This window comes from Nocardioides sp. zg-1228 (assembly GCF_017086465.1).
GTDB lineage: Bacteria > Actinomycetota > Actinomycetes > Propionibacteriales > Nocardioidaceae > Nocardioides.
In genome coordinates, this window is sequence record NZ_CP070961.1 from 220,095 (window position 1) to 237,911 (window position 17,817).

Below are 17,817 nucleotides of genomic sequence, written 5' to 3' on the forward strand. Positions count from 1 at the left end.
CTCAGATCCCCCGTACCAGCTCGTGGGCGAGCAGCGGCGACCAGACCCGCAGGGCGTAGTGGCCCAGGCGGTGGGGGGCCGCGGTGCCACCGGCCGGCTCGTCGACTGCGGCCCGCTCGTCGGGGAGCAGCGGCGCCGCGAGCAGGTCGTAGGGGGCGCGCTCGCCCCAGGCGCGGACGTGCCACTGGTCGCCGTCCTCCTTGGGGAAGCCGGACTCGTTGAAGCGCGGGGTCTCCCACTCGGCGCGGGCCTTGGCGTCGGGGTCGGCCTGGCTGCCGCCGCCCGCGCGGGTGGCGATGGCGTGCTCCTCGGCGTAGGCCAGGCTGGTGCGCACCGGCAGCGGCAGGGGCTCGCAGCGTCCGCGCTCCATCACGGCCACGAGGTCGCGCAGGTGGGCGCGGGCGTCGTCGTCGGGCATCGGGGACACCAGCGCCCGACGTCCGGATCGCCCCCATCGGCCGATCGTGTGGGCGGCCCAGTTCTCGTCGGGGTGGCCGGCGGCCAGGGCCAGGGCGTCGAGCCACGCGGCCAGCCGGTGCTTGGCGCCGAGGCTGGAGTAGCTCACCGCGACGAGGTTGTTGCCGAAGACGCCGCCCACCGTGCCGGTCAGCCGGCGGTCGCCGAGGTCGATGTCGACGTCGAGGGTGCGGGCGGGACCCCGGCGCAACGGCACCGCGGCCTCGACGAGCGGACGCACCCGCTGGACGATCTCGGTGAGCATGGCGGCGCCGAGGTCCTCGGGCGGGAGGAGCCCGCGCAGCTGCTCGGCGAGCATCGCGGCCTGGGGCTCGCCGCCGTCGAGCACGTCGCGCACCAGCCGGTCGCCGACGTCCCACTTCTCCAGCCCGTCGAGCGAGATCGGGATCGCGTCCTTGGTCTCGTCGACGTCGTAGGGGGTGGTGATGCGCAGCTGGTGGCGCAGGAAGCTGCGCACCGGGTGGGCGAGGAAGTCGTGGAGGTCGGCGAGCTCCACCTCGCGGGCGGGCTCGGGCGGCGCGAGCGGGCCCGGCACGAGCGAGCGCGGCGCCGGCCGGGGTGCCCGCGCCGCCTGGGCGCCGGCGAGTGCCGTGCGGTCGAAGGAGAAAGGGCGGTCGCCGGGGGCGACCAGCGCGCCTGCGGTGAGGTTGGCCTCGTCGAAGGGCTGGAGCGGGTGGTGGACGAGGACGTGGTCCCGCACGGGCGCGCTGGCCGTGCGGTCGAGCGCGTCGAGGAGCTCGCCGAGCGGGACGGCCGGCGGCTTGTCGTCGTTGGTGTGCTCGCCGCGGCCGGCGTAGGTCACCACGAGCGTCTCGGTGGCGGCGCCGATCGCGTCGAGCAGGAGCTGGCGGTCCTCGGAGCGGATGTCGCGCTCGCCGGTCATCGGTCGTCGGGCCAGCACGTCGTCGCCGTCGACGGCCTCGAGCCGCGGGAAGACGCCGTCGTCGAGCCCGACGAGGCACACCACGCGGTGCGGCACCGACCGCATCGGCACCATCGTGCAGACCGTCAGGGTGCCGGTGCGGAAGTTGCTCCGCGTCGCGCGCCCGCGCAGCCGGTGGCGCAGCAGCGCGCGTACGTCGGCGTGGCGCAGGCGGGTGTCGTGGTCGCCGACGCCGGCGTCGATGCGGGCGAGCTCGCGGTCGAACTGCGCGACCCGCCAGGCGTCGTCGGTGCCGCTGAGGGTGAGCCCGTGCACCGCCCGTCCGAGCGCGCCCGTCCAGTCGCCGACGGTCGTCGCGGCGGCGGCCTCCCGCACGAACGCGTGGAGGCGCTCGACCATCTCCACGAAGCTGCCGACGAGGTCGAGGTGGCCGTCGCCGACGTCGTCGAGCGGCAGCGTGCCGCCCACGGACCGGTGCCCCTCCCCGGACATCGCCGCGCCCAGCAGGACCCGCTGCAGGCCGGCGAGCCAGGTGTTGGCGTCGAGGTCGAGGCCGAAGCCGGCGCGGTGGTCGCGGTCGTAGCCCCACCGGATGGCTGCCTGGTCGACCCATCGCGCGATCCGCTCGAGATGGTCGTCGGTGAGGCCGAAGCGGGCCCGGACCGGCTCGGTAGCGGCGAGGTCGAGCACGGCGGTGGCCGTCATCCGGCCGGCGGCCAGCTCGACGAGGTCGGCGGCGACCCCGAGGAGCGGGTTGGTCGCGCCGGGGGACCGGTCGGCGAGGCGCACCCGCAGGCGGTGCGCCGGGTGCCCGACGTCCTCGTGGGCCACGTCGGCGAGGCCGAAGCCCGCCGAGATGAGCGGGGCGTAGGTCTCGATGTCGGGGCACATCACGAGGATGTCGCGCGGCTCGAGCGTCGGGTCGTCCTGGAGCAGCCCGACCAGGACCTCGCGCAGCACGTCGACCTGTCGGGCGGTGCCGTGGCACGCGTGCACCTGCACGGACAGGTCGGTGCGCGCCCGTACGCGCCCGGCGCGGGTGCCCGCGTCGGCCAGCCGGTTGGCCCGCAGGTCGGACTGCAGCCAGCCGAGCAGGGTGGCGGGATCGGCGTGGCCCGACGGGTGCTGCTCGGGATCGAGCTCGCCGAGCGTGCGGCGCAGCTCGCGCGTGTCGCGGCCGAGCGAGGCGAGGAGCGGGTGCGCGACGAGGTCGGCGGACCGGTCGTCGGCCCGCGGCACGGGCCCGGCCGCCGCCGTCGAGGCAAGCGCCTCCCAGAGGGCGGGGGAGGGCTGCGGCAGCCACAGGTGGACGTCGCGGCGCCCGGCCAGGGCGCGCAGCAGCTCCACCTCGGTCACCGGCATCCGGGTGTGGCCGAACAGCGAGAGGCGGCCGGGCAGGTCGAGCCCGTCGTCGCCGTCGCGCAGCAGCCGCAGGGTCGTCTCGTGGCGCAGGTCGGGTGGGGGCGCGTCGACGCGGGCGAGCAGCCGGCGCCACAGCTCGGCCTGCCACCGCAGGTCGGTGTCGAGCGGCCCGCCCGCGCCGTCGGTGTCGCGTCCGGCCCTCCAGTCGCGCACCAGCTGCGGACGCTGGACGGCGTAGGAGGAGAGGAGCCCGGCGAGGCGGCGGGCCACCGCGTAGCGGCGTGCGGAGCGCTCGTCGCCGGGATCGCCGGCGCCGAGGTGGCGGGTGAGGTCCTCGAACCCGGCAGTGCCCATCGCCTCGTCGACCACCTCGAGCAGGGGCCAGGCCAGGCGGTCGGGGCTCCACGGGTCGTCGGCGTCGCGGTCGAGCAGCATCGACACCAGGGAGGACGGGGTGACGAACTCGACGCCCGCGCACACGCCGTCGCCGCCGCGCGCGCCGACGCCGAGGCGGTGCGAGAGGCGCTGGGTCAGCCAGCGCTCGATGCCGCGGGCCGGCACGACGACGACCTCGCGCGCGAACGGATCGGGCAGCGGGGTGACCAGCAGGTCCGCCAGGCCGTCGGCCAGCGCGTCGGTGCGCTCGGCGGTGTGGAGGTGCAGGGTCACGGGCGCCACCCTATGAGCGCCGACCGACACCCGCAGCGGAGGCGGGCGGTGGGGGGCGCGTCAGCGGGCGAGCAGGTAGACGACCACCATCAGGGCGAGGGCGAGGAAGAGGCCCACGAGGGCCCCGGTGAGCATGACGGGGCGGCCACTCTGCTTCGACGGATCGATCTTGTCGGGGTCGTTGGTCATGGCCCGCTCGTACCCAGCGACCGGCGCGGCATGCGCGGCGTACGCGGCTGCCGCGCCGGTCGGCGAGCGGATGGCCCGTGCAGCCGGATCAGCCCTTGAAGGCGTCCTTGACCTTCTCGCCGGCCTGCTTGAGGTTGGCGCCGGCCTGGTCGGTCTTGCCCTCGGTCTCGAGCTTCTCGTCGTCGGTGGCCTTGCCGGTGGCCTCCTTTGCCTTGCCCTTGAGCTCGTCGGACTTGTTGTCGAACTTGTCGTCCAGACCCATCGTCGTTCCTCCTCTGAGGTAGGTGCGGGACCAGCTGGTCCTTCCTCCAACCTGCCACGGCGGTGGTCGGACAAGGACACCCGTCCGGGTGGACCGGGCCGGGCGTCGACCCGGCCCACCCTGGGGCCGCCCGGGGCGTCGCCCTGACTGACGGAAGGGAGGTCAGGACGACGCGCGCAGGGGTGCGGGGCCGGAGCCGTCGGCGGGGCCGACCTGGGGGCGCGGCTGCTCCGGCGGTCGGGTGTGGGCGATCTCGTCGGCGCGGAGGGCGTCGAGGCGGCTCCGCGCCCTCGCCGAGCTCGACCCCCGTTAGTCGAGTGGGCGCATCTTCGCCGTGATCTCCCGCCGAGTCGGCGCATCCTGACCACAGTTCGCCCCCGAGGCGGCGCGTCGTGTGCCGGTTCGATGGTCCGGTCGGCGCGTCGTGTGCCGGCTCGAGCGCCGGGTCGGTCTCAGTGGTTGCGGAGCGCGTCGATCAGCTCGGCCTTCGACATCGTCGAGCGGCCCTCGATGTCGAGCTCGGCGGCGCGCCTGCGCAACTCGTCGACCGTGCGGTCCTCGTAGGCCGTCGCCTCGCCGCCGCGCTCGCCGACCGACGAGCGGCCGCGGGCGGCCGAGGCGTTGGCGATGCGGGCCGCCTTCTCCTTGCTGGCGCCGTCGTCGCGCAGGGCCTCGTAGACCTCCGCGTCCTTGACCGACGGTCCGGGATCCTTCGTCGTCGTCTTCTTCTCGGCCATGCGGACCACGGTGCCACCGGCTCCGCGACGGCTCCTCACCCGAGCGGGGGAGGGGGCCGACGAGGCCGGTGCCCGCCCGCGACGGGCTTGCGCGCCGGGCCTAGGTTGGAGGACATGACCAAGAAGACGACACGTACCGCCACCCCGTCCCAGGTCACCAGCGACGCCGACGCGCCGCTGACCGTCCCGGGCCTCGACACCGCGACGGGCCACGCCGTCGCCGACGCCCTGCAGATGCGGGTGCACGCCCTCAACGACCTCGCGCTCACGCTCAAGCACGCGCACTGGAACGTCGTGGGCCCGCACTTCATCGGCGTCCACGAGATGCTCGACCCGCAGATCGACGGCGTCCGCGCCATGGTCGACGTGCTCGCCGAGCGGATGTCGACGCTGGGCGTCCCGCCCAACGGCCTGCCCGGCGCCCTCGTCGCGGCCCGCTCGTGGGACGACTACGACCTCGGCCGCGCCGACACCGCGGCGCACCTCGCCGCCCTCGACCTCGTGTACACCGGCATCATCGCCGACCATCGTGCGGCGATCGAGGCGGTCGAGGACGACCCCGTCACCGAGGACATCCTCACCGGGCAGACCGGCGAGCTCGAGCAGTACCAGTGGTTCATCCGGGCCCACCTGCAGGGCGCGAGCGGCGCGCTCGTCAGCGAGGGCGCCAAGGACGAGGTGGACGCGGCGCGCAAGGCCACCCGCAGCCGCTGATCAAGGGCCCCTTTCCTCATGCCCTAAGGTGAGAGCCTCACCGCATGAGGAAGGGGGCCGCACCATGCCCCGAGCCGGGTTGACCAGCGGGCGCGTCACCGAGGCCGCCGCCGAGCTCGCCGACGAGGTCGGCCTCGATCGCGTGACCCTCGCGGCGCTCGCCCAGCGCTTCGGCATCGCGACCCCGAGCCTCTACACCCACGTCCGCAGCGCCGACGACGTCCGCGTCCGGGTGGCGCTGCTCGCCCTCGAGGAGACCGCCGACGCGGTCGCGGCCGCGCTCGCCGGGGTCGGCGGCCGGTCGGCGCTGGTCGCCCTCGGCGGCGTCTGGCGCGACTACGCCCGGGCCCACCCGGGGCGCTACGCCGCCACCCGGCTGCCGCTCGACGCCGAGGCCGCCGCGGCCAGCGCCGGCCCGCGGCACGCCGAGCTGACCCGGTCCGCCCTGCGCGGCTACGCGCTGTCGGCCGCCGACGAGACCCACGCGGTGCGCCTGCTCGGCGCGACCTTCCACGGCTACGCCGCCCTCGACGCCGCCGGCGCCTTCGGCCACGGCGGTGCGAGCGCCCCCACGTCCGACGACACGTGGGAGCGCGTGCTCGACGGGCTCGACACCCTGCTGCGCTCCTGGGAGGCACGATGATCGACCCCGCCCTCGTCGCCGGCGCGCTCGAGCTCGAGCAGACGGCGCGCGGCCTGCTGCCGCACCGGCTGCCCGCGTGGGCTCGCCGTCAGACCGACGACCCGCAGCTGCGCCTCGTCGAGGCCCAGCCCGCCGGCGTACGCCTCGCGCTGCGCACCGCGGCCACCCGGCTCGAGCTCGACGTGCTGCCCACCAAGCGGCGCTACGTCGGCGCGCCCGCCCGGCCCGACGGCTGGTACGACGTGCTGGTCGACGGCGAGCTGGTGCAGCGGGTGCAGGCGCCCGGTGGCAACGTGCTCGACGTCGACATGATGACCGGTGCCAGCACGCTCACCGCCGGCGAGCCGGTCACCCTGGTGATCGACCTGCCCGCGCCCGACGCCGCGGGGGAGCGCCACGTCGAGGTCTGGCTCCCGCACGACGAGCAGACCGAGCTCATCGACCTTCGGGCCGACGGCCCGCTCGCGCCGCACGTGCAGGAGCGGCCGCGCTGGGTGCACCACGGCAGCTCGATCAGCCACGGCTCGGTCGCGACCCACCCCACCGAGCCCTGGCCCGTGGTGGCCGCCCGTCTCGCGGGCCTCGACCTGGTCAACCTCGGGCTCGGCGGCAGCGCGCTGCTCGACCCGTTCGTCGCCCGCACCCTCCGCGACACCCCGGCCGACGTGATCAGCCTCAAGATCGGCATCAACCTCGTCAACACCGACCTGCTGCGCCGCCGTGCGCTCGGTCCGGCGCTGCACGGCTGGCTCGACACGATCCGCGACGGCCACCCGCGTACGCCGATCCGGCTGGTCTCACCCGTCCACTGCGGGATCCACGAGGCGACGCCCGGCCCGACGGGCCCGGACATGGAGGCGCTGGCCGAGGGGCGGGTCGCCTTCGTCGCCACCGGCGACCCCGAGGCGGTCGGGCGGGGCGCGCTGACCCTGGAGGTCGTGCGCGAGGTGCTCGCCGAGGTGGTCGAGCGGCGCGCCGACCCGCACCTGGCGTACGTCGACGGCCTCGCGCTCTACGGCCCGGCGGACGCCGAGCGGCTGCCGCTGCCCGACAACCTGCACCCCGACTCGCAGACGCACCGGCTCATCGGGGAGCGGTTCGCCGCGTTGGGCGAGTGGTAGCGGCCCGCCGTAGGGTGCCGCCATGCCACGGCGTTCCTCGGACCCGCCCCCGCCCGTGCTCGACGAGCCGGGCAGCAACCTGCTGCTGGACCTCTTCGTGCTGGACCAGCGCATCGGAGCGCTCCTGAAGACCGCGCTCCTGCGCGAGGGGGTCGCGCCCGCCCACTACGCCGTCTACGGCCAGGTGCACCGCGGAGCGGACACCCCCGGCCGCCTCGCCGAGCGGCTCTCGCTGTCGCCGGGCACCCTCACGGGCTACCTCAACCTCCTGGAGCGTCGCGGCCACCTGAGGCGCACGAGGTCGGAGAGCGACGGACGCTCGGTCACCCTCACGCTGACCCCGGCGGGCGAGGCCAAGCGGACGGCGTGCGAGGCGATCGTGGCCGACGTCGTACGCCGCCTCGACCGGTCGGTCGGGGGTGCGGCCGCGCGGGACGAGCTCCGGGCGGCGCTGGGACGCATCGCCCACGGCCTGGACGACGTGTCCGCGACCTGGCACCGCTGACCAGCGGCTTCCGCGCCTACCGGTCGTTGCACGCCTCGGGCCGGCCGGAGCAGACGAACTCCAGCACGGCCCGCCCCACCCGGGTGGGACGGCGGTCGACGTCGAGCAGCATGTCCCACCCGTGCCCCGAGGGCGCCTCGACGAACGTCGCGCCCGTGCGCTCCGCCAGCCGTCGGGCTCGCGCGAACTCGCCGGGGTCTCCGTCGCTGCGCGCCCGGACCACGAGGCCGGGCTCGTCGACGTCCCCGGCCACGTCCAGCAGCCACTCGCCCTCCCAGGCGCTGGGGCCGGAGAGGTCGACCCAGCTGTCGACCTCGGCGCCCGCACCCACCGCTCGCACCGTCTGCGACCCGCCCATCGAGGCGCCCATCAGCACGACGCGGTCCGCCCCGAGGTCACGCAGGTGGTCGATCGCGAGCTCGACCTGGGTCTCGATCGGCACGTCGTCACACGCGGACTCGCCGTAGCCGCAGGGGTCCATGGGCAACGACGTGATCCCGGCACGTGCCATGACGGCGGCATAGGGCAGCCATCCGCACAGGCCCGCCGGGCCGATCTGCGGGAGCAGCACGACCGCCGTCGTCGCCGGGGAGTCGCCCACGATGGCCCCGACGATGTCCGTGCCGTCCCCCTCCAGCACGACGCGCTCGACCGGCACGCCGTCCGGGTAGGCGCTGAGGCAGCGATCCGCCAGGGAGGTGACCTCCGCGGTCGGCGGCTGCGGGGCGTCCGCGGGGTCCGGATCGTCGGCACAGGCCGACGCTCCCGCGCCCAGCAGCGCCGCCACCAGGGCGAGCCGCACCGACCTGCGCAGACGGGGACCGAGACGGCTCGACATGCCCACAGTGTTTCGCATTCGAAGTACATGCGCCAGAGCGCCGTGCCTCCTCAGTGCGCGAGCAGCGCCTCGACGAACGTCCGTGCCACCGCCGGGGCGTCCACCTCCACCGCCACCGGCAGCACGCGGCCGTCACCGGCCTCGGTGAGGTGGGCGCCCACCTGCCCCATCCGTCGCGGCTCGACGCGGAACAGGTGCGGGTGGGTGAGGAGGACGAGAGCGCCGGCGTCGCCGACGAGGTGGGCGCGGCGCACGGCCAGCAGCGCGCCGGCCAGGGCCGCGGCCGGGCGGGCGGAGGACCGGAGTCGTTCGACGTCGCCCGGCGCCACCGCGACCTGCTCGAACACGTCCGCGACGTAGAGCGTCGTGGGTCGCTCGCTCACCAGGACGTGGGCGGTGGCGTCGGGGTCGTGGGCGGCGTTGAGCTCGGGCGGCTCCTCGAGCGCGAGCTCGCCCGCGACGAGCACCAGGTCGTCGGCGAGGTGGGCGAGCGAGGCCAGGTTGGTCATCGGCGCCAGGCCGGCGAGGGTGGCCGGGCCGCCGTCGGCCGCGGTGCGCAGCACGGCCACGGGGTCGGCGTACGCCGACTGGCGCGCCGACGCCAGCCGGACCCCGCCGAGCCCGTCGGGGCCGTGGTTGCTCGCGCCCTCCCGCGCCCCGGCGCCGGAGAGCGTGGTCGTGGCGCCGAGCGCCACGGGCACCTCGCGGGCGCCCGCGTGGCCCAGGACCGCCGCGGAGTTGCGGGCGGCCACCTCGGCCGGGACGTTGCCGACCACGGTGGTGACCCCGCAGAGCTCCAGGACCGGGCTGACGACGGCGTAGAGGAGCGCGAGGGCGTCGTCGATCCCGGTGTCGACGTCGAGGACGACCCGCCTCACGCGGCCGGGCCCTCAGAGGCGAGGTCGGCGGCCGTGGCGACGGTCGGAGGGATGAAGAAGTTGTCGCGGAACAGGCCCGTGGGGTCGAACCCGGCCTTGAGCTCGCGCAGCCGGGCGAGGTGGGCCGGCGGGAAGGCCCGCTCGAGCCAGACCGGTCCGGTGCCGGTCTCGAAGCTGAGGTAGCTGCCGGACAGGTGCGGCACCAGCCGCTCCCAGGCGTCGTCGAAGCGGCCGTCGGCCCCGAACGCCGACAGCGAGAAGCCCGCGCTGCGCCCGGCGTAGGCCGTGGCGTGGCTCGGCACGTCGCTGACCGCACCTCCGACCGCACGGAGGGAGAAGAAGTAGGACGACCCGCCGTCGAGCAGGGCGGCCACCTCCGCGGCGAGCTCGGGGGTGAGGTGGTCGGCCAGCCCCGAGTGGGTGCGCGGCTCGCCCTGGCCCTGCTGCGGCTCGTCGCTGCCGAACAGCCCCATCACCTGGTCGTAGGTCGTCAGGGCGACGTCCTGCTGCACGAGCGGCGCCACCTCGGCCACCGGCTGCAGCCGTGCGACGACGGTCTCGGGGTCGTCGGACTCGACGACGAGCATCGCCTGGGCGATCCGCTGCCCACCGCGCCGCCGGCCGAGGACGACCTGACCGGTGACGCTGCGGTCGGCCTCCTCGATCGCGCGGCCCCACCGCTCGAGGAACGTCGCGGTGTCGCTCGCGTCGAAGGCGAGCTGGGCGAAGGCGATGGTGCCCACGCGGGCGGCGGTGAAGTCGAAGGAGGTGGCGATGCCGAAGTTGGCCCCGGCGCCGCGCACCGCCCAGAACAGGTCGGGCTCCTCCTCTGCCGTCGCCCGGACCACCCGGCCGTCGGCCAGCACCAGCTCGACGGCGGTCAGGTGGTCGATGGTGAGGCCGTGCGAGCGGGCGAACCAGCCGATGCCGCCCGCGGTCGCCAGCCCGCCGACCCCCACGCCGCCGTAGTCGCCGCTGCTGATCGCCAGGCCGTGCGGGGCCAGCGCCCGGGCGACGCCGGCCCACCGGGCGCCGGGCCCGATCCGCACCGTGCCGGCCTCCGGGTCGAGCACCTCGATGGAGTCGAGCGCGCTCACGTCGACGACGAGCCCGCCGTGGTTGAGCGAGCGGCCCGAGATCCCGTGCCCTGCGCTGAGGATGCCGAGGGGCAGGTCGCGGTGCTCGCTCGCGACGGCGACCGCCTCCTGCACCTCCGCCACGGTGCGCGGTCGCAGCACCAGGCCCGGCGCGCCGCCCCGCAGGTAGGCCGAGCGGTAGCGGGCGTAGGCCGCGTCACCCGGCTCGACGGCCCGCTCGGCCAGGGTGTCCGGGAGGTCGTCGTACGCGATGCCGGGCAGCCGCCGCGCGAGCGCCGCCGGACCGCGCACGGTCGTCCGCACCGTCGTGCCGCTGGCGCTGCGCGCCTCGGCGACCCGCTCGCGGACCTCGTCGAAGAGGCCGGCGAAGCGGCGCAGGCCGCCCTCGTCGTCGCCCGTCACGATGAAGGTGCTGACCCCGTCCTCGACGGCGAGGCTCACGAGGTCGTCGGCGCCCAGGTCGGGGCCCACGTTGAGCAGGCGGGTCACCTCGGCCGGGTCGCGGCCGGCCTTGCGGGCCGCCTCGTCGATGGTGGCCATGCCGCGCCGGAGGTCGCCGGGCTGCAGGTAGGCCAGCGAGGGCAGCCAGCCGTCGGCGGAGCGCCCGATCAGCCGCAGCATCCGGGGCTTGAGGGCGCCGAGCCAGATCGGCACCCGGTGCGACGGCGCCGGGCCGCGCTTCGCGCCGTGGACCCGGTGGTGGGAGCCGGGGATCGCGAGCACCGAGCGGTCGCCGGTGTCCCAGACGCCACGGATGATCTCGATGGCCTCGGCCAGGGCGTCGACCGCCTCGCCGGGGGTGAGCCGGGTGCCGCCGTAGGCCTCGATCGCGTCCCAGAACCCGCCGGCGCCCAGCCCGAGCGCCACCCGGCCGCCGCTGAGCAGGTCGAGGCTGGCCACCGACTTGGCGAGCACCGCCGGCTGCCGCAGCGGCAGGTTGAGCACGTTGCCCGAGAGGTGGATCCGCTCGGTGCGAGCCGCCGCGTACGACATCAGGGTCCACGTGTCGAGGAACGACGGCTGGTAGGGGTGGTCCTGGAAGGTCGCGAGGTCGTAGCCGAGGTCCTCGCTGACCAGCGTGAGGTCGACGGGTCGTTGCGGCGTCGCGGCCGTGGGGGTCAGGAAGGTGCCGAAGCGAAGGGGGTGGCCGTAGTCGGGCATGCCCCAAGGATCCGTCCTCGACGCCACCGGGACAACCTGGGGTAAGCGGGTTACGATGGGTAAGTGACCCGGACCCTCGCCCCCCGCGACCTGATCGACGACGCCACCTGCCGCGAGGCGACCCCGATCCTGGAGTTCGTCGGGCGCCGCTGGACCGGAGCGATCATGCTCGCCCTCGGTCGCGGTGCGACCCGGTTCGGCGAGATCGAGGCCGCGGTCGACGGGCTCTCCGCCCGCCTCCTCACCGCCCGCCTGCGCGAGCTCGAGGCCCACGACCTCGTCGAGCGCGAGGTCGTGCCGTCGACCCCCGTCCAGGTGCGCTACCGGCTCACCCCGCGCGGACGCGACCTGCTCGCCGCCCTCCAGCCGCTGATGGCCTACCAGCTCCGCTGGGGGCACCAGGAGTCCCGCACGACGGGGTGAGCGGCGCCCGGGGGCAGCTAGACGAGGAGCCCCAGCAGTCCCAGCGGCTCGGCCATCTCGGCCTCCTCGTAGGCGAAGTGCGACTCGAGGTCGGTCCGGAGGTCGGTGACCGCGGCGAGCAGCTCCTCGACCCGGGCCGGGTCGGACGCGACGGCCACGGCCAGGTCGTCGACCCGTTCGAGGTGGGCGTGGACGACCAGGTGCTCCTCGCCCAGCCGCACGGCGACGGGGCGGTACCTCTCCAGGGTCGCGACGGCGGGGAACAGGCTCTGGTCCTCGATCGAGTGGTGCATCGTCAGGAAGCGGCAGACCTGCCCGCACATCCCGGCGACCTGCTGGGCGGTCAGTGCCGGCGCGAGGCCGTGGACCCCTGCGCGCACCGCCGCGAGGTCCCCCGCTCCGATCTGGCCCGCCCCGTCGCCCGCCCCGTCCCGTACGCCCTCCACGGCGCGGCTCAGGGCTGCCAGCTGGGCGCGGAAGTGGTCGTGGACCATCCGCAGGTGGTCACCGCCCGCCCGCTGCTGGGGCGTCAGCTCGACCGAGCCCGCCACGCGCGGACGGGACTCGTCGTCGATGGGCGGCACCCGTCGATCCTAGGCGCAGCTCAGCGCGGGTCGGGCAGGTCGAACACCCGGCGGGCCGTCGTGCTGAGGAACGCCGCGACCACGTCGTCGCCCCACCCGAGGTGGGGCAGTCCCTCCAGCGCGCGAGCAGCGCTCAGCATGGGGTGGTTGGTGCCGAACATGACGCGCCCGCGGCCCACTCCCGCCGCCAGGTCGACGAAGGCGGTCGGCAGGCGATGGACGGCGTACGCGGACGAGTCGACGTAGAAGTTGGGGAACTTGAGGACCAGCGACGTCACCTCGTCGAGCCACGGGAAGCCCACGTGACCACCGACGACCACGAGCTCGGGGAAGTCGAGCAGCACGCGCTCGAGGTGGGGGATGGGGCGTCCGGTCTCCGAGGACCTGAGCGGCCCGGTGTGGCCGATCTGGGTGCAGAAGGGCAGGCCCGTCTCGACGCATGCTGCATGGACGGGGTAGTAGAGCCGGTCGTCCGGTGGCAGGTCCCAGAGCCACGGGACCACCCGCACCCCCACGACCGCGTCGTCGCTCGCCAGCTCCCGGATGGTGCTCACCGCATCGGAGGGCCGGTGCAGGTCGACGCTGATGAGGGCGCGGAACCGGTCCGGCCGCGTGCTCACCGCATCGAGCACCTCGTCGTTGCTGATCAGCGCACCGGTCGGGCCGTGCCAGGCGGACAGGAGCGCGATGTCGACGTCGGCCTCGTCCATGGTCGCGACCGTCCGCTCCACCGGGACGACGATGTCGCGGCTGTCCTGGCGCGTCCAGCGGAGCAGGCTCGCCATCCACGGCTGCTCGGCCATGCGCGGTGTGACCTGCTGTGCCCATACGTCGACTGCTCCCACCGGGTCCTCCTCGGACGACTCGCCGCGGCCTGCGCTCGACCCGCGGACGTACCATATGGTACATACGTGGTTGTACCATGTGGTACGCATCCGTGTCCCGCCGCAGGGCACCCGACGAACGGAGAGCACCTCATGAGACTGCCGCGACAGGCCCATGTCGACCAGCCGTGGCGCATCCACGACGCCACCCGGGACTTCACCCTGGAGGACGTCTGGGCCATCGAGACCAACGGGGCCGGCGACGAGTTCGGCTCCCTCGTCGCGGCCTTCGTCGAGGACGACTTCCCCGCCAGTGCGCCGCGCATCGTCCAGGTGCTCTGGGCTGCCCGCTGGCGGATCGGCCAGCTCCTCGGGTGGGACCGGCCGGAGTCGGGGCTCGGCGACCGGGTGGCATCGCTGCGCGGCCGCCTGCCCGCCGACCTCGTCCGGGCACCGCGCAGCGACCTCCCGGGCGTACCGTTCGTGACGCTCTACGAGACCGGGGACGAGTGGGCCGCCGAGATGGCCAACCGCACCGTCCACACGGTGATGCACCTCGGCTGGGTGGCGGACGGCCGCGGCGGTCATCGCGGCCAGATGGCGGTCCTCGTGCGTCCCAACGGCCGCCTCGGGCGCGCCTACATGGCGCTCATCAGGCCGTTGCGTCACCGGGTCGTCTACCCCGCACTCCTCAACGGGATCGAGAGGCGGTGGCGCGAGTCGCGGACCGAGCCGGCGTCGTGACCGGCTCAACGTCCGGAGCCGCGCCGTCGTCTAGGGTTGCGGGTGTGTCGGAGCGGAGCAGTGGGGACTCTGCGGGGCCCACCGACCCGCGGCGTCGGCTGCTCGACGCCACGATCGAGCTCATGGCCCGCGAGGGGAGCGGGGGTTGGACGCTGAGGCGTCTGGCCGAAGAGGTCGGCACCAGCCACCGGATGCTCATCTACCACTTCGGTTCGTTCGACGGCCTGCTCGTGGCGGTCGTCGAGGAGGTCGAACGCCTCCAGCGTGAGCGGCGGGTCGAGCTCGCCTCCATCCACCCGGACCCCATCGCCGCCGCACGCGCGATGTGGCGCTCGCTGTCGAGCCCCTCGGTCGCCCCGCACGAGAGGTTGTTCTTCCAGCTCTACGCCGCCGGCCTGCAGGGGTCCGGCGCGGCGGCAGAGCTGCCCAAGAGCTCCGTCGAGGAGTGGATGGAGCCCCTGACCGGCATGTTCGCCGCCGCGACCGGGGACGCGGAGCACGCGCCGGTCGACGCGCGTCTCGGCATCGCGGTGGTCCGCGGACTGCTGCTGGACCTGCTCGCCACCGGCGACACGGAGGCGGTGGCGAGGGCGCACGAGCGCTACCTCGACTTCTACGCCGCCCTGCTCCGTGACAAGGCTCAGGCGAACGAGGCGTAGAGCACCCCGAGGCACACGGCGAGCATCCCCGTCGCGTTGACGAAGAGGTTGCGGCCGAGGTCCCGCGCCCTGAGGTGGGCGCCGATGGCGAGGACGAAGTACGCGACCAGGCCGGCCGTGGCCGCCGCTGCCAGATAGGGCACGACAAGGCCCACCAGCAGTCCCGCGGCCGCGGCGAGCTTGACCACCGGGAAGACCCAGCGCCAGCGCGTCGGGAACCCGACGTCGTCGAAGCACGCGGCGATGAACGCGACCGGCTTGACGCACAGCAGGCCGTCGACCACCTGGAGTGCCGCCAGGGCGATGACGGGCCAGGAGGGATCTGGATACATGGGAGGCACCTTCGACGAGGACGATGTACCATATGGTACACACCGCGATCGCGGAGTCCAGGAAGGGACGGTGGGTGCCAATGGCCACGGAGTGCAGCAGGAGAGTCGTGATCGACGCACCGAGCGACGACGTCTGGCGGGTGCTGGCCGACGTCGAGCGGATGCCGGAGTGGACCGCGTCCATGACGAGCGCGCGGATCGTCGAGGGGACCGCCACCGGGGCGGGGGTGGGGCTCGGCCTCGCGGTCGAGATCGAGCAACCGCGCATGCCCGCGATGGTGTGGACCGTGGATGAGCTCACCCCGGGACGACACTTCCGATGGGTCGCGACGAAGTCCGGCGTCACCACCTACGGCGACCACTGGGTCGAGCCGATCGACGACGGGTCGCGGACCGCTGTGCGCCTCGGCATCCGCCACACCGGTCCGCTGGCGTCCCTGGTCGGAGCGCTGACCCTGCGGAGGACCGCGAGGTACGTCGACCTGGAGGCGGAAGGCCTGAAGGCGCGGTGTGAGGCGGTGGCCGAGCGCTGACCTGGCGCCCAGGGCGAGCCGGTGCGGGTCTGCCCTCGTGCCAACAGACGATCGCCCCTGTCCCGCGTCTCCGCAGGTCAGGGGCGATCCGGGTCTTGCGCGCCTGTAGGGATTCGAACCCCAAACCTTCTGATCCGTAGTCAGATGCTCTATCCGTTGAGCTACAGGCGCCCGTCTGCGCGAACCGGCGGGCTCGCGACGACTGGTCGAGGATAGCCGACGCAGTCCGAAGCGGCGAAATCAGCACCCCCGGGAGGACGGATCGGGCGAGGCGGCGGTGCCCTAGGGTGCCAAGCAACCCGCATCGCGGCGACGCACCGCCGCACGACGAGAGGGAGCGCCATGACAGATCTCGAGGCAGTGATGGACGAGGCCGGGTTGACCAACCCGAAGGTCCGCGAGTTCGTGAGGGAGTACGCCGAGCTCACCGGGGCGGAGCGCGTCGAGGTGGTCAACGCCTCCGACGACGCCCGGCTGATCGAGGAGTCCCTCGCGGCCGGTGAGCTGCAGCCGGCGGGCGAGGGCCGCTACTACTCCCGCAGCTACTACAAGGACACCGCCCGCTCGGAGGAGCGCACCATCGTCGCGACCAACGACGAGAAGGACCGCGGCGTCTACAACAACTGGCGCCCCGCCTCGGAGATGAAGCCGCTGCTGCGCGAGCGGATGCGCGGGGCGTCGACGGGCAGGACGATGTACGTCATCCCCTACCTGATGGCCCCCGCCGGCAACCCGCTCGAGCGCTGGGCGGCGGGCGTCGAGCTCACCGACACGCGCACGGTCGCGCTCCACATGATCCGCATGGCCCGCGTCGGCGTGCAGTTCGTCAACGACCTCGACGACCCCGACTCGTTCGTCCGCGCCGTCCACGTGACCGGCGACCTCGAGCACCTCGGTCAGGGCACCCCCGACGACCAGCGCTACTTCGTCACCGTCGCCGACGAGCGCACGATCCTGCACTTCGGGTCTTCCTACGGCGGCAACGCGCTGCTGGGCAAGATCGCCCACGGCCTGCGGCAGGGGGCGTACGACGGCTGGGCGAGCCGGAAGTTCCTCGCCGAGCAGTACATGCTCATCGGCATCCACGACAAGCAGACGGGCCGCACCTACCACGTCTGCGGCGGCTTCCCGAGCGCCTCGGGCAAGACCAACCTCGCGATGATGGCGGCCCCCGACGCGCTCGGCGATCGCTACCACGTGGCGTTCTACGGCGACGACATCGCGTGGCTGTGGGTCGACGAGGAGTCCGGCCGCCTGATGGGCATGAACCCCGAGTACGGCGTGTTCGGCGTCGCCAAGGACACCAACGAGACCACCAACCCCAACGCCCTGCACTCCGTCGACGAGGGCTCGAAGGCGATCTTCACCAACGTCGCCTACAACCCGTCGACGGGCGAGGTGTGGTGGGAGGGCAAGACCCCCAAGCCGCCGTCGGACGTGCGCGGCTGGCTCGACTGGACCGGCTCCCCGCTGGCCGACCGCAAGAGCAACGACACCGCGCCCTGGGCGCACCCCAACAGCCGCTTCACCACCACGCTCGACAACGTCCCCAACATCGCCCCCGACTACGACGCCCCGCCCGGCGTGCCGATCGACGCGATCATCTTCGGCGGCCGCACGAGCGACCGCGAGCCGCTGATCCGCGCGATCACCGACCTCGCCGAAGGCGTCTACGACGGCCTCACCCTGGGCGCCGAGGCGACGTTCGCGGCGGAGGGCGTCGACGGCCAGCTGCGCTACGACCCGATGTCCAACCGCCCCTTCATGGCCTACGGCGAGGGCGACTACGCGCGCCACTACCTCGACATCGTGGGCGCCGCGAAGGAGCAGCCGATCTTCGCCCACGTCAACTGGTTCCAGAAGGACCCGCAGGACGGTCACTTCCTCTGGCCCGGCTACCGCGACAACCTGCGCCCGCTGCTCTGGCTGCTCCAGCTCAAGAACGGCGAGGTGGAGGGACGCCGCACGGCCGTGGGCATCCTGCCGACCGAGGAGGAGCTCGACCTCTCGGGCATGGACGTGCCGGCGGAGGACCTCGAGCGCATCCTGAGCATCGACAAGGAGCGCTGGCAGCAGGAGATGGGCTTCCGCGAGGAGCACCTCGCGCAGTTCGAGCGGATGCCCGAGGAGATCTGGGAGGCCCACCGCCGCGTCGCGGCGGACCTCGACGAGACCGACTGAA

At 74.2% G+C, this 17,817-nt stretch carries 19 protein-coding genes and 1 tRNA gene; 9 read left to right on the forward strand and 11 right to left on the reverse strand.

Annotation, left to right across the window (positions count from 1 at the left end; all coding sequences use genetic code 11):
* Position 1: 1 nt before the first annotated feature.
* From recC to JX575_RS01110, 4 genes are all read right to left on the reverse strand, one after another.
* Positions 2 to 3,391: an exodeoxyribonuclease V subunit gamma gene (gene recC / locus JX575_RS01100; RefSeq protein WP_186339874.1), complete on the reverse strand. Its 3,390-nt coding sequence runs from the start codon at positions 3,389 to 3,391 to the stop codon at positions 2 to 4.
* Between the two features lie 60 nt (positions 3,392 to 3,451).
* On the reverse strand, positions 3,452 to 3,580 hold the full coding sequence (locus JX575_RS19750) for a hypothetical protein (RefSeq protein WP_260988509.1): 129 nt from the start codon (positions 3,578 to 3,580) through the stop codon (positions 3,452 to 3,454).
* 88 nt (positions 3,581 to 3,668) lie between these two features.
* On the reverse strand, positions 3,669 to 3,842 hold the full coding sequence (locus tag JX575_RS01105) for a CsbD family protein (RefSeq protein ID WP_186339875.1): 174 nt from the start codon (positions 3,840 to 3,842) through the stop codon (positions 3,669 to 3,671).
* 452 nt (positions 3,843 to 4,294) lie between these two features.
* Positions 4,295 to 4,579, reverse strand: a complete 285-nt coding sequence (locus JX575_RS01110; RefSeq protein ID WP_186339876.1) for a Rho termination factor N-terminal domain-containing protein — start codon at positions 4,577 to 4,579, stop codon at positions 4,295 to 4,297.
* Between the two features lie 114 nt (positions 4,580 to 4,693).
* On the opposite strand from JX575_RS01110, the gene JX575_RS01115 reads away from it, so the two are divergent.
* The 4 genes from JX575_RS01115 to JX575_RS01130 all read left to right on the forward strand — a co-directional run bounded on the left by JX575_RS01115 (position 4,694) and on the right by JX575_RS01130 (position 7,562).
* On the forward strand, positions 4,694 to 5,293 hold the full coding sequence (locus JX575_RS01115; protein WP_186339877.1) for a DNA starvation/stationary phase protection protein: 600 nt from the start codon (positions 4,694 to 4,696) through the stop codon (positions 5,291 to 5,293).
* 64 nt (positions 5,294 to 5,357) lie between these two features.
* A complete protein-coding gene (locus JX575_RS01120; RefSeq protein ID WP_186339878.1) occupies positions 5,358 to 5,936 on the forward strand; it encodes a TetR/AcrR family transcriptional regulator in 579 nt (192 codons plus the stop codon).
* Positions 5,933 to 7,057 (forward strand): SGNH/GDSL hydrolase family protein, encoded by a 1,125-nt coding sequence (locus JX575_RS01125; protein WP_186339879.1) that lies wholly within the window; start codon positions 5,933 to 5,935, stop codon positions 7,055 to 7,057. The genes JX575_RS01120 and JX575_RS01125 overlap by 4 nt, the downstream gene beginning before the upstream one ends.
* Positions 7,058 to 7,079: 22 nt before the next feature.
* Positions 7,080 to 7,562, forward strand: coding sequence for a MarR family transcriptional regulator (locus tag JX575_RS01130; RefSeq protein ID WP_186339880.1), 483 nt, complete (start codon positions 7,080 to 7,082; stop codon positions 7,560 to 7,562).
* A 16-nt stretch (positions 7,563 to 7,578) separates the two neighbouring features.
* On the opposite strand, the gene JX575_RS01135 is transcribed toward JX575_RS01130, so the two are convergent.
* From JX575_RS01135 to JX575_RS01145, 3 genes are read right to left on the reverse strand one after another with little or no spacing between them, the layout of a single operon-like run.
* Complete coding sequence (locus tag JX575_RS01135; RefSeq protein ID WP_186339881.1) at positions 7,579 to 8,400, reverse strand: alpha/beta hydrolase; 822 nt, start codon at positions 8,398 to 8,400, stop codon at positions 7,579 to 7,581.
* Between the two features lie 50 nt (positions 8,401 to 8,450).
* Entirely contained in the window at positions 8,451 to 9,278 is an 828-nt protein-coding gene (locus JX575_RS01140; protein WP_186339882.1) for a nucleoside hydrolase, read from the reverse strand.
* Complete coding sequence (locus JX575_RS01145; protein WP_186339883.1) at positions 9,275 to 11,536, reverse strand: LLM class flavin-dependent oxidoreductase; 2,262 nt, start codon at positions 11,534 to 11,536, stop codon at positions 9,275 to 9,277. The genes JX575_RS01140 and JX575_RS01145 overlap by 4 nt, the downstream gene beginning before the upstream one ends.
* 63 nt (positions 11,537 to 11,599) lie before the next feature.
* On the opposite strand from JX575_RS01145, the gene JX575_RS01150 reads away from it, so the two are divergent.
* Positions 11,600 to 11,959, forward strand: coding sequence for a helix-turn-helix domain-containing protein (locus tag JX575_RS01150; protein WP_206054468.1), 360 nt, complete (start codon positions 11,600 to 11,602; stop codon positions 11,957 to 11,959).
* Positions 11,960 to 11,976: 17 nt separating this feature from the next.
* Here JX575_RS01150 and JX575_RS01155 read toward each other — a convergent pair whose 3' ends face one another.
* Both JX575_RS01155 and JX575_RS01160 read right to left on the reverse strand, forming a co-directional pair.
* Positions 11,977 to 12,543, reverse strand: a complete 567-nt coding sequence (locus JX575_RS01155) for a hemerythrin domain-containing protein (RefSeq protein WP_186339884.1) — start codon at positions 12,541 to 12,543, stop codon at positions 11,977 to 11,979.
* Positions 12,544 to 12,563: 20 nt separating this feature from the next.
* The gene (locus JX575_RS01160) at positions 12,564 to 13,328 is read right to left on the reverse strand and encodes an amidohydrolase family protein (protein ID WP_206054469.1); all 765 of its coding nucleotides are present in this window, start codon (positions 13,326 to 13,328) and stop codon (positions 12,564 to 12,566) included.
* Positions 13,329 to 13,520: 192 nt separating this feature from the next.
* Here JX575_RS01160 and JX575_RS01165 point away from each other — a divergent pair, with 192 nt between their 5' ends.
* Positions 13,521 to 14,111 (forward strand): DUF2867 domain-containing protein, encoded by a 591-nt coding sequence (locus tag JX575_RS01165; protein ID WP_186339885.1) that lies wholly within the window; start codon positions 13,521 to 13,523, stop codon positions 14,109 to 14,111.
* 44 nt (positions 14,112 to 14,155) lie between these two features.
* Complete coding sequence (locus tag JX575_RS01170) at positions 14,156 to 14,770, forward strand: TetR/AcrR family transcriptional regulator (protein WP_206054470.1); 615 nt, start codon at positions 14,156 to 14,158, stop codon at positions 14,768 to 14,770.
* Here the strand turns inward: JX575_RS01170 and JX575_RS01175 are convergent.
* Complete coding sequence (locus tag JX575_RS01175; RefSeq protein ID WP_186339886.1) at positions 14,752 to 15,102, reverse strand: DoxX family protein; 351 nt, start codon at positions 15,100 to 15,102, stop codon at positions 14,752 to 14,754. The genes JX575_RS01170 and JX575_RS01175 overlap by 19 nt on opposite strands.
* 107 nt (positions 15,103 to 15,209) lie before the next feature.
* On the opposite strand from JX575_RS01175, the gene JX575_RS01180 reads away from it, so the two are divergent.
* A complete protein-coding gene (locus JX575_RS01180) occupies positions 15,210 to 15,635 on the forward strand; it encodes an SRPBCC family protein (protein WP_241005284.1) in 426 nt (141 codons plus the stop codon).
* A gap of 98 nt (positions 15,636 to 15,733) precedes the next feature.
* On the opposite strand, the gene JX575_RS01185 is transcribed toward JX575_RS01180, so the two are convergent.
* Positions 15,734 to 15,806 (reverse strand) — tRNA-Arg (locus JX575_RS01185).
* Positions 15,807 to 15,977: 171 nt separating this feature from the next.
* On the opposite strand from JX575_RS01185, the gene JX575_RS01190 reads away from it, so the two are divergent.
* Positions 15,978 to 17,816, forward strand: a complete 1,839-nt coding sequence (locus JX575_RS01190) for a phosphoenolpyruvate carboxykinase (GTP) (RefSeq protein ID WP_186339887.1) — start codon at positions 15,978 to 15,980, stop codon at positions 17,814 to 17,816.
* Position 17,817: the final 1 nt, after the last annotated feature.

Bases quoted from the DNA above. Each gene is read 5' to 3' on its own strand.
- JX575_RS19750 (WP_260988509.1), bottom strand. From the start codon at position 3,580: ATGACCAACGACCCCGACAAGATCGATCCGTCGAAGCAGAGTGGCCGC.
- JX575_RS01105 (WP_186339875.1), bottom strand. From the start codon at position 3,842: ATGGGTCTGGACGACAAGTTCGACAACAAGTCCGACGAGCTCAAGGGC.
- JX575_RS01110 (WP_186339876.1), bottom strand. From the start codon at position 4,579: ATGGCCGAGAAGAAGACGACGACGAAGGATCCCGGACCGTCGGTCAAG.
- JX575_RS01115 (WP_186339877.1), top strand. From the start codon at position 4,694: ATGACCAAGAAGACGACACGTACCGCCACCCCGTCCCAGGTCACCAGC.
- JX575_RS01120 (WP_186339878.1), top strand. From the start codon at position 5,358: ATGCCCCGAGCCGGGTTGACCAGCGGGCGCGTCACCGAGGCCGCCGCC.
- JX575_RS01125 (WP_186339879.1), top strand. From the start codon at position 5,933: ATGATCGACCCCGCCCTCGTCGCCGGCGCGCTCGAGCTCGAGCAGACG.
- JX575_RS01130 (WP_186339880.1), top strand. From the start codon at position 7,080: ATGCCACGGCGTTCCTCGGACCCGCCCCCGCCCGTGCTCGACGAGCCG.
- JX575_RS01135 (WP_186339881.1), bottom strand. From the start codon at position 8,400: ATGTCGAGCCGTCTCGGTCCCCGTCTGCGCAGGTCGGTGCGGCTCGCC.
- JX575_RS01145 (WP_186339883.1), bottom strand. From the start codon at position 11,536: ATGCCCGACTACGGCCACCCCCTTCGCTTCGGCACCTTCCTGACCCCC.
- JX575_RS01160 (WP_206054469.1), bottom strand. From the start codon at position 13,328: ATGGCGAGCCTGCTCCGCTGGACGCGCCAGGACAGCCGCGACATCGTC.
- JX575_RS01165 (WP_186339885.1), top strand. From the start codon at position 13,521: ATGAGACTGCCGCGACAGGCCCATGTCGACCAGCCGTGGCGCATCCAC.
- JX575_RS01175 (WP_186339886.1), bottom strand. From the start codon at position 15,102: ATGTATCCAGATCCCTCCTGGCCCGTCATCGCCCTGGCGGCACTCCAG.
- JX575_RS01190 (WP_186339887.1), top strand. From the start codon at position 15,978: ATGACAGATCTCGAGGCAGTGATGGACGAGGCCGGGTTGACCAACCCG.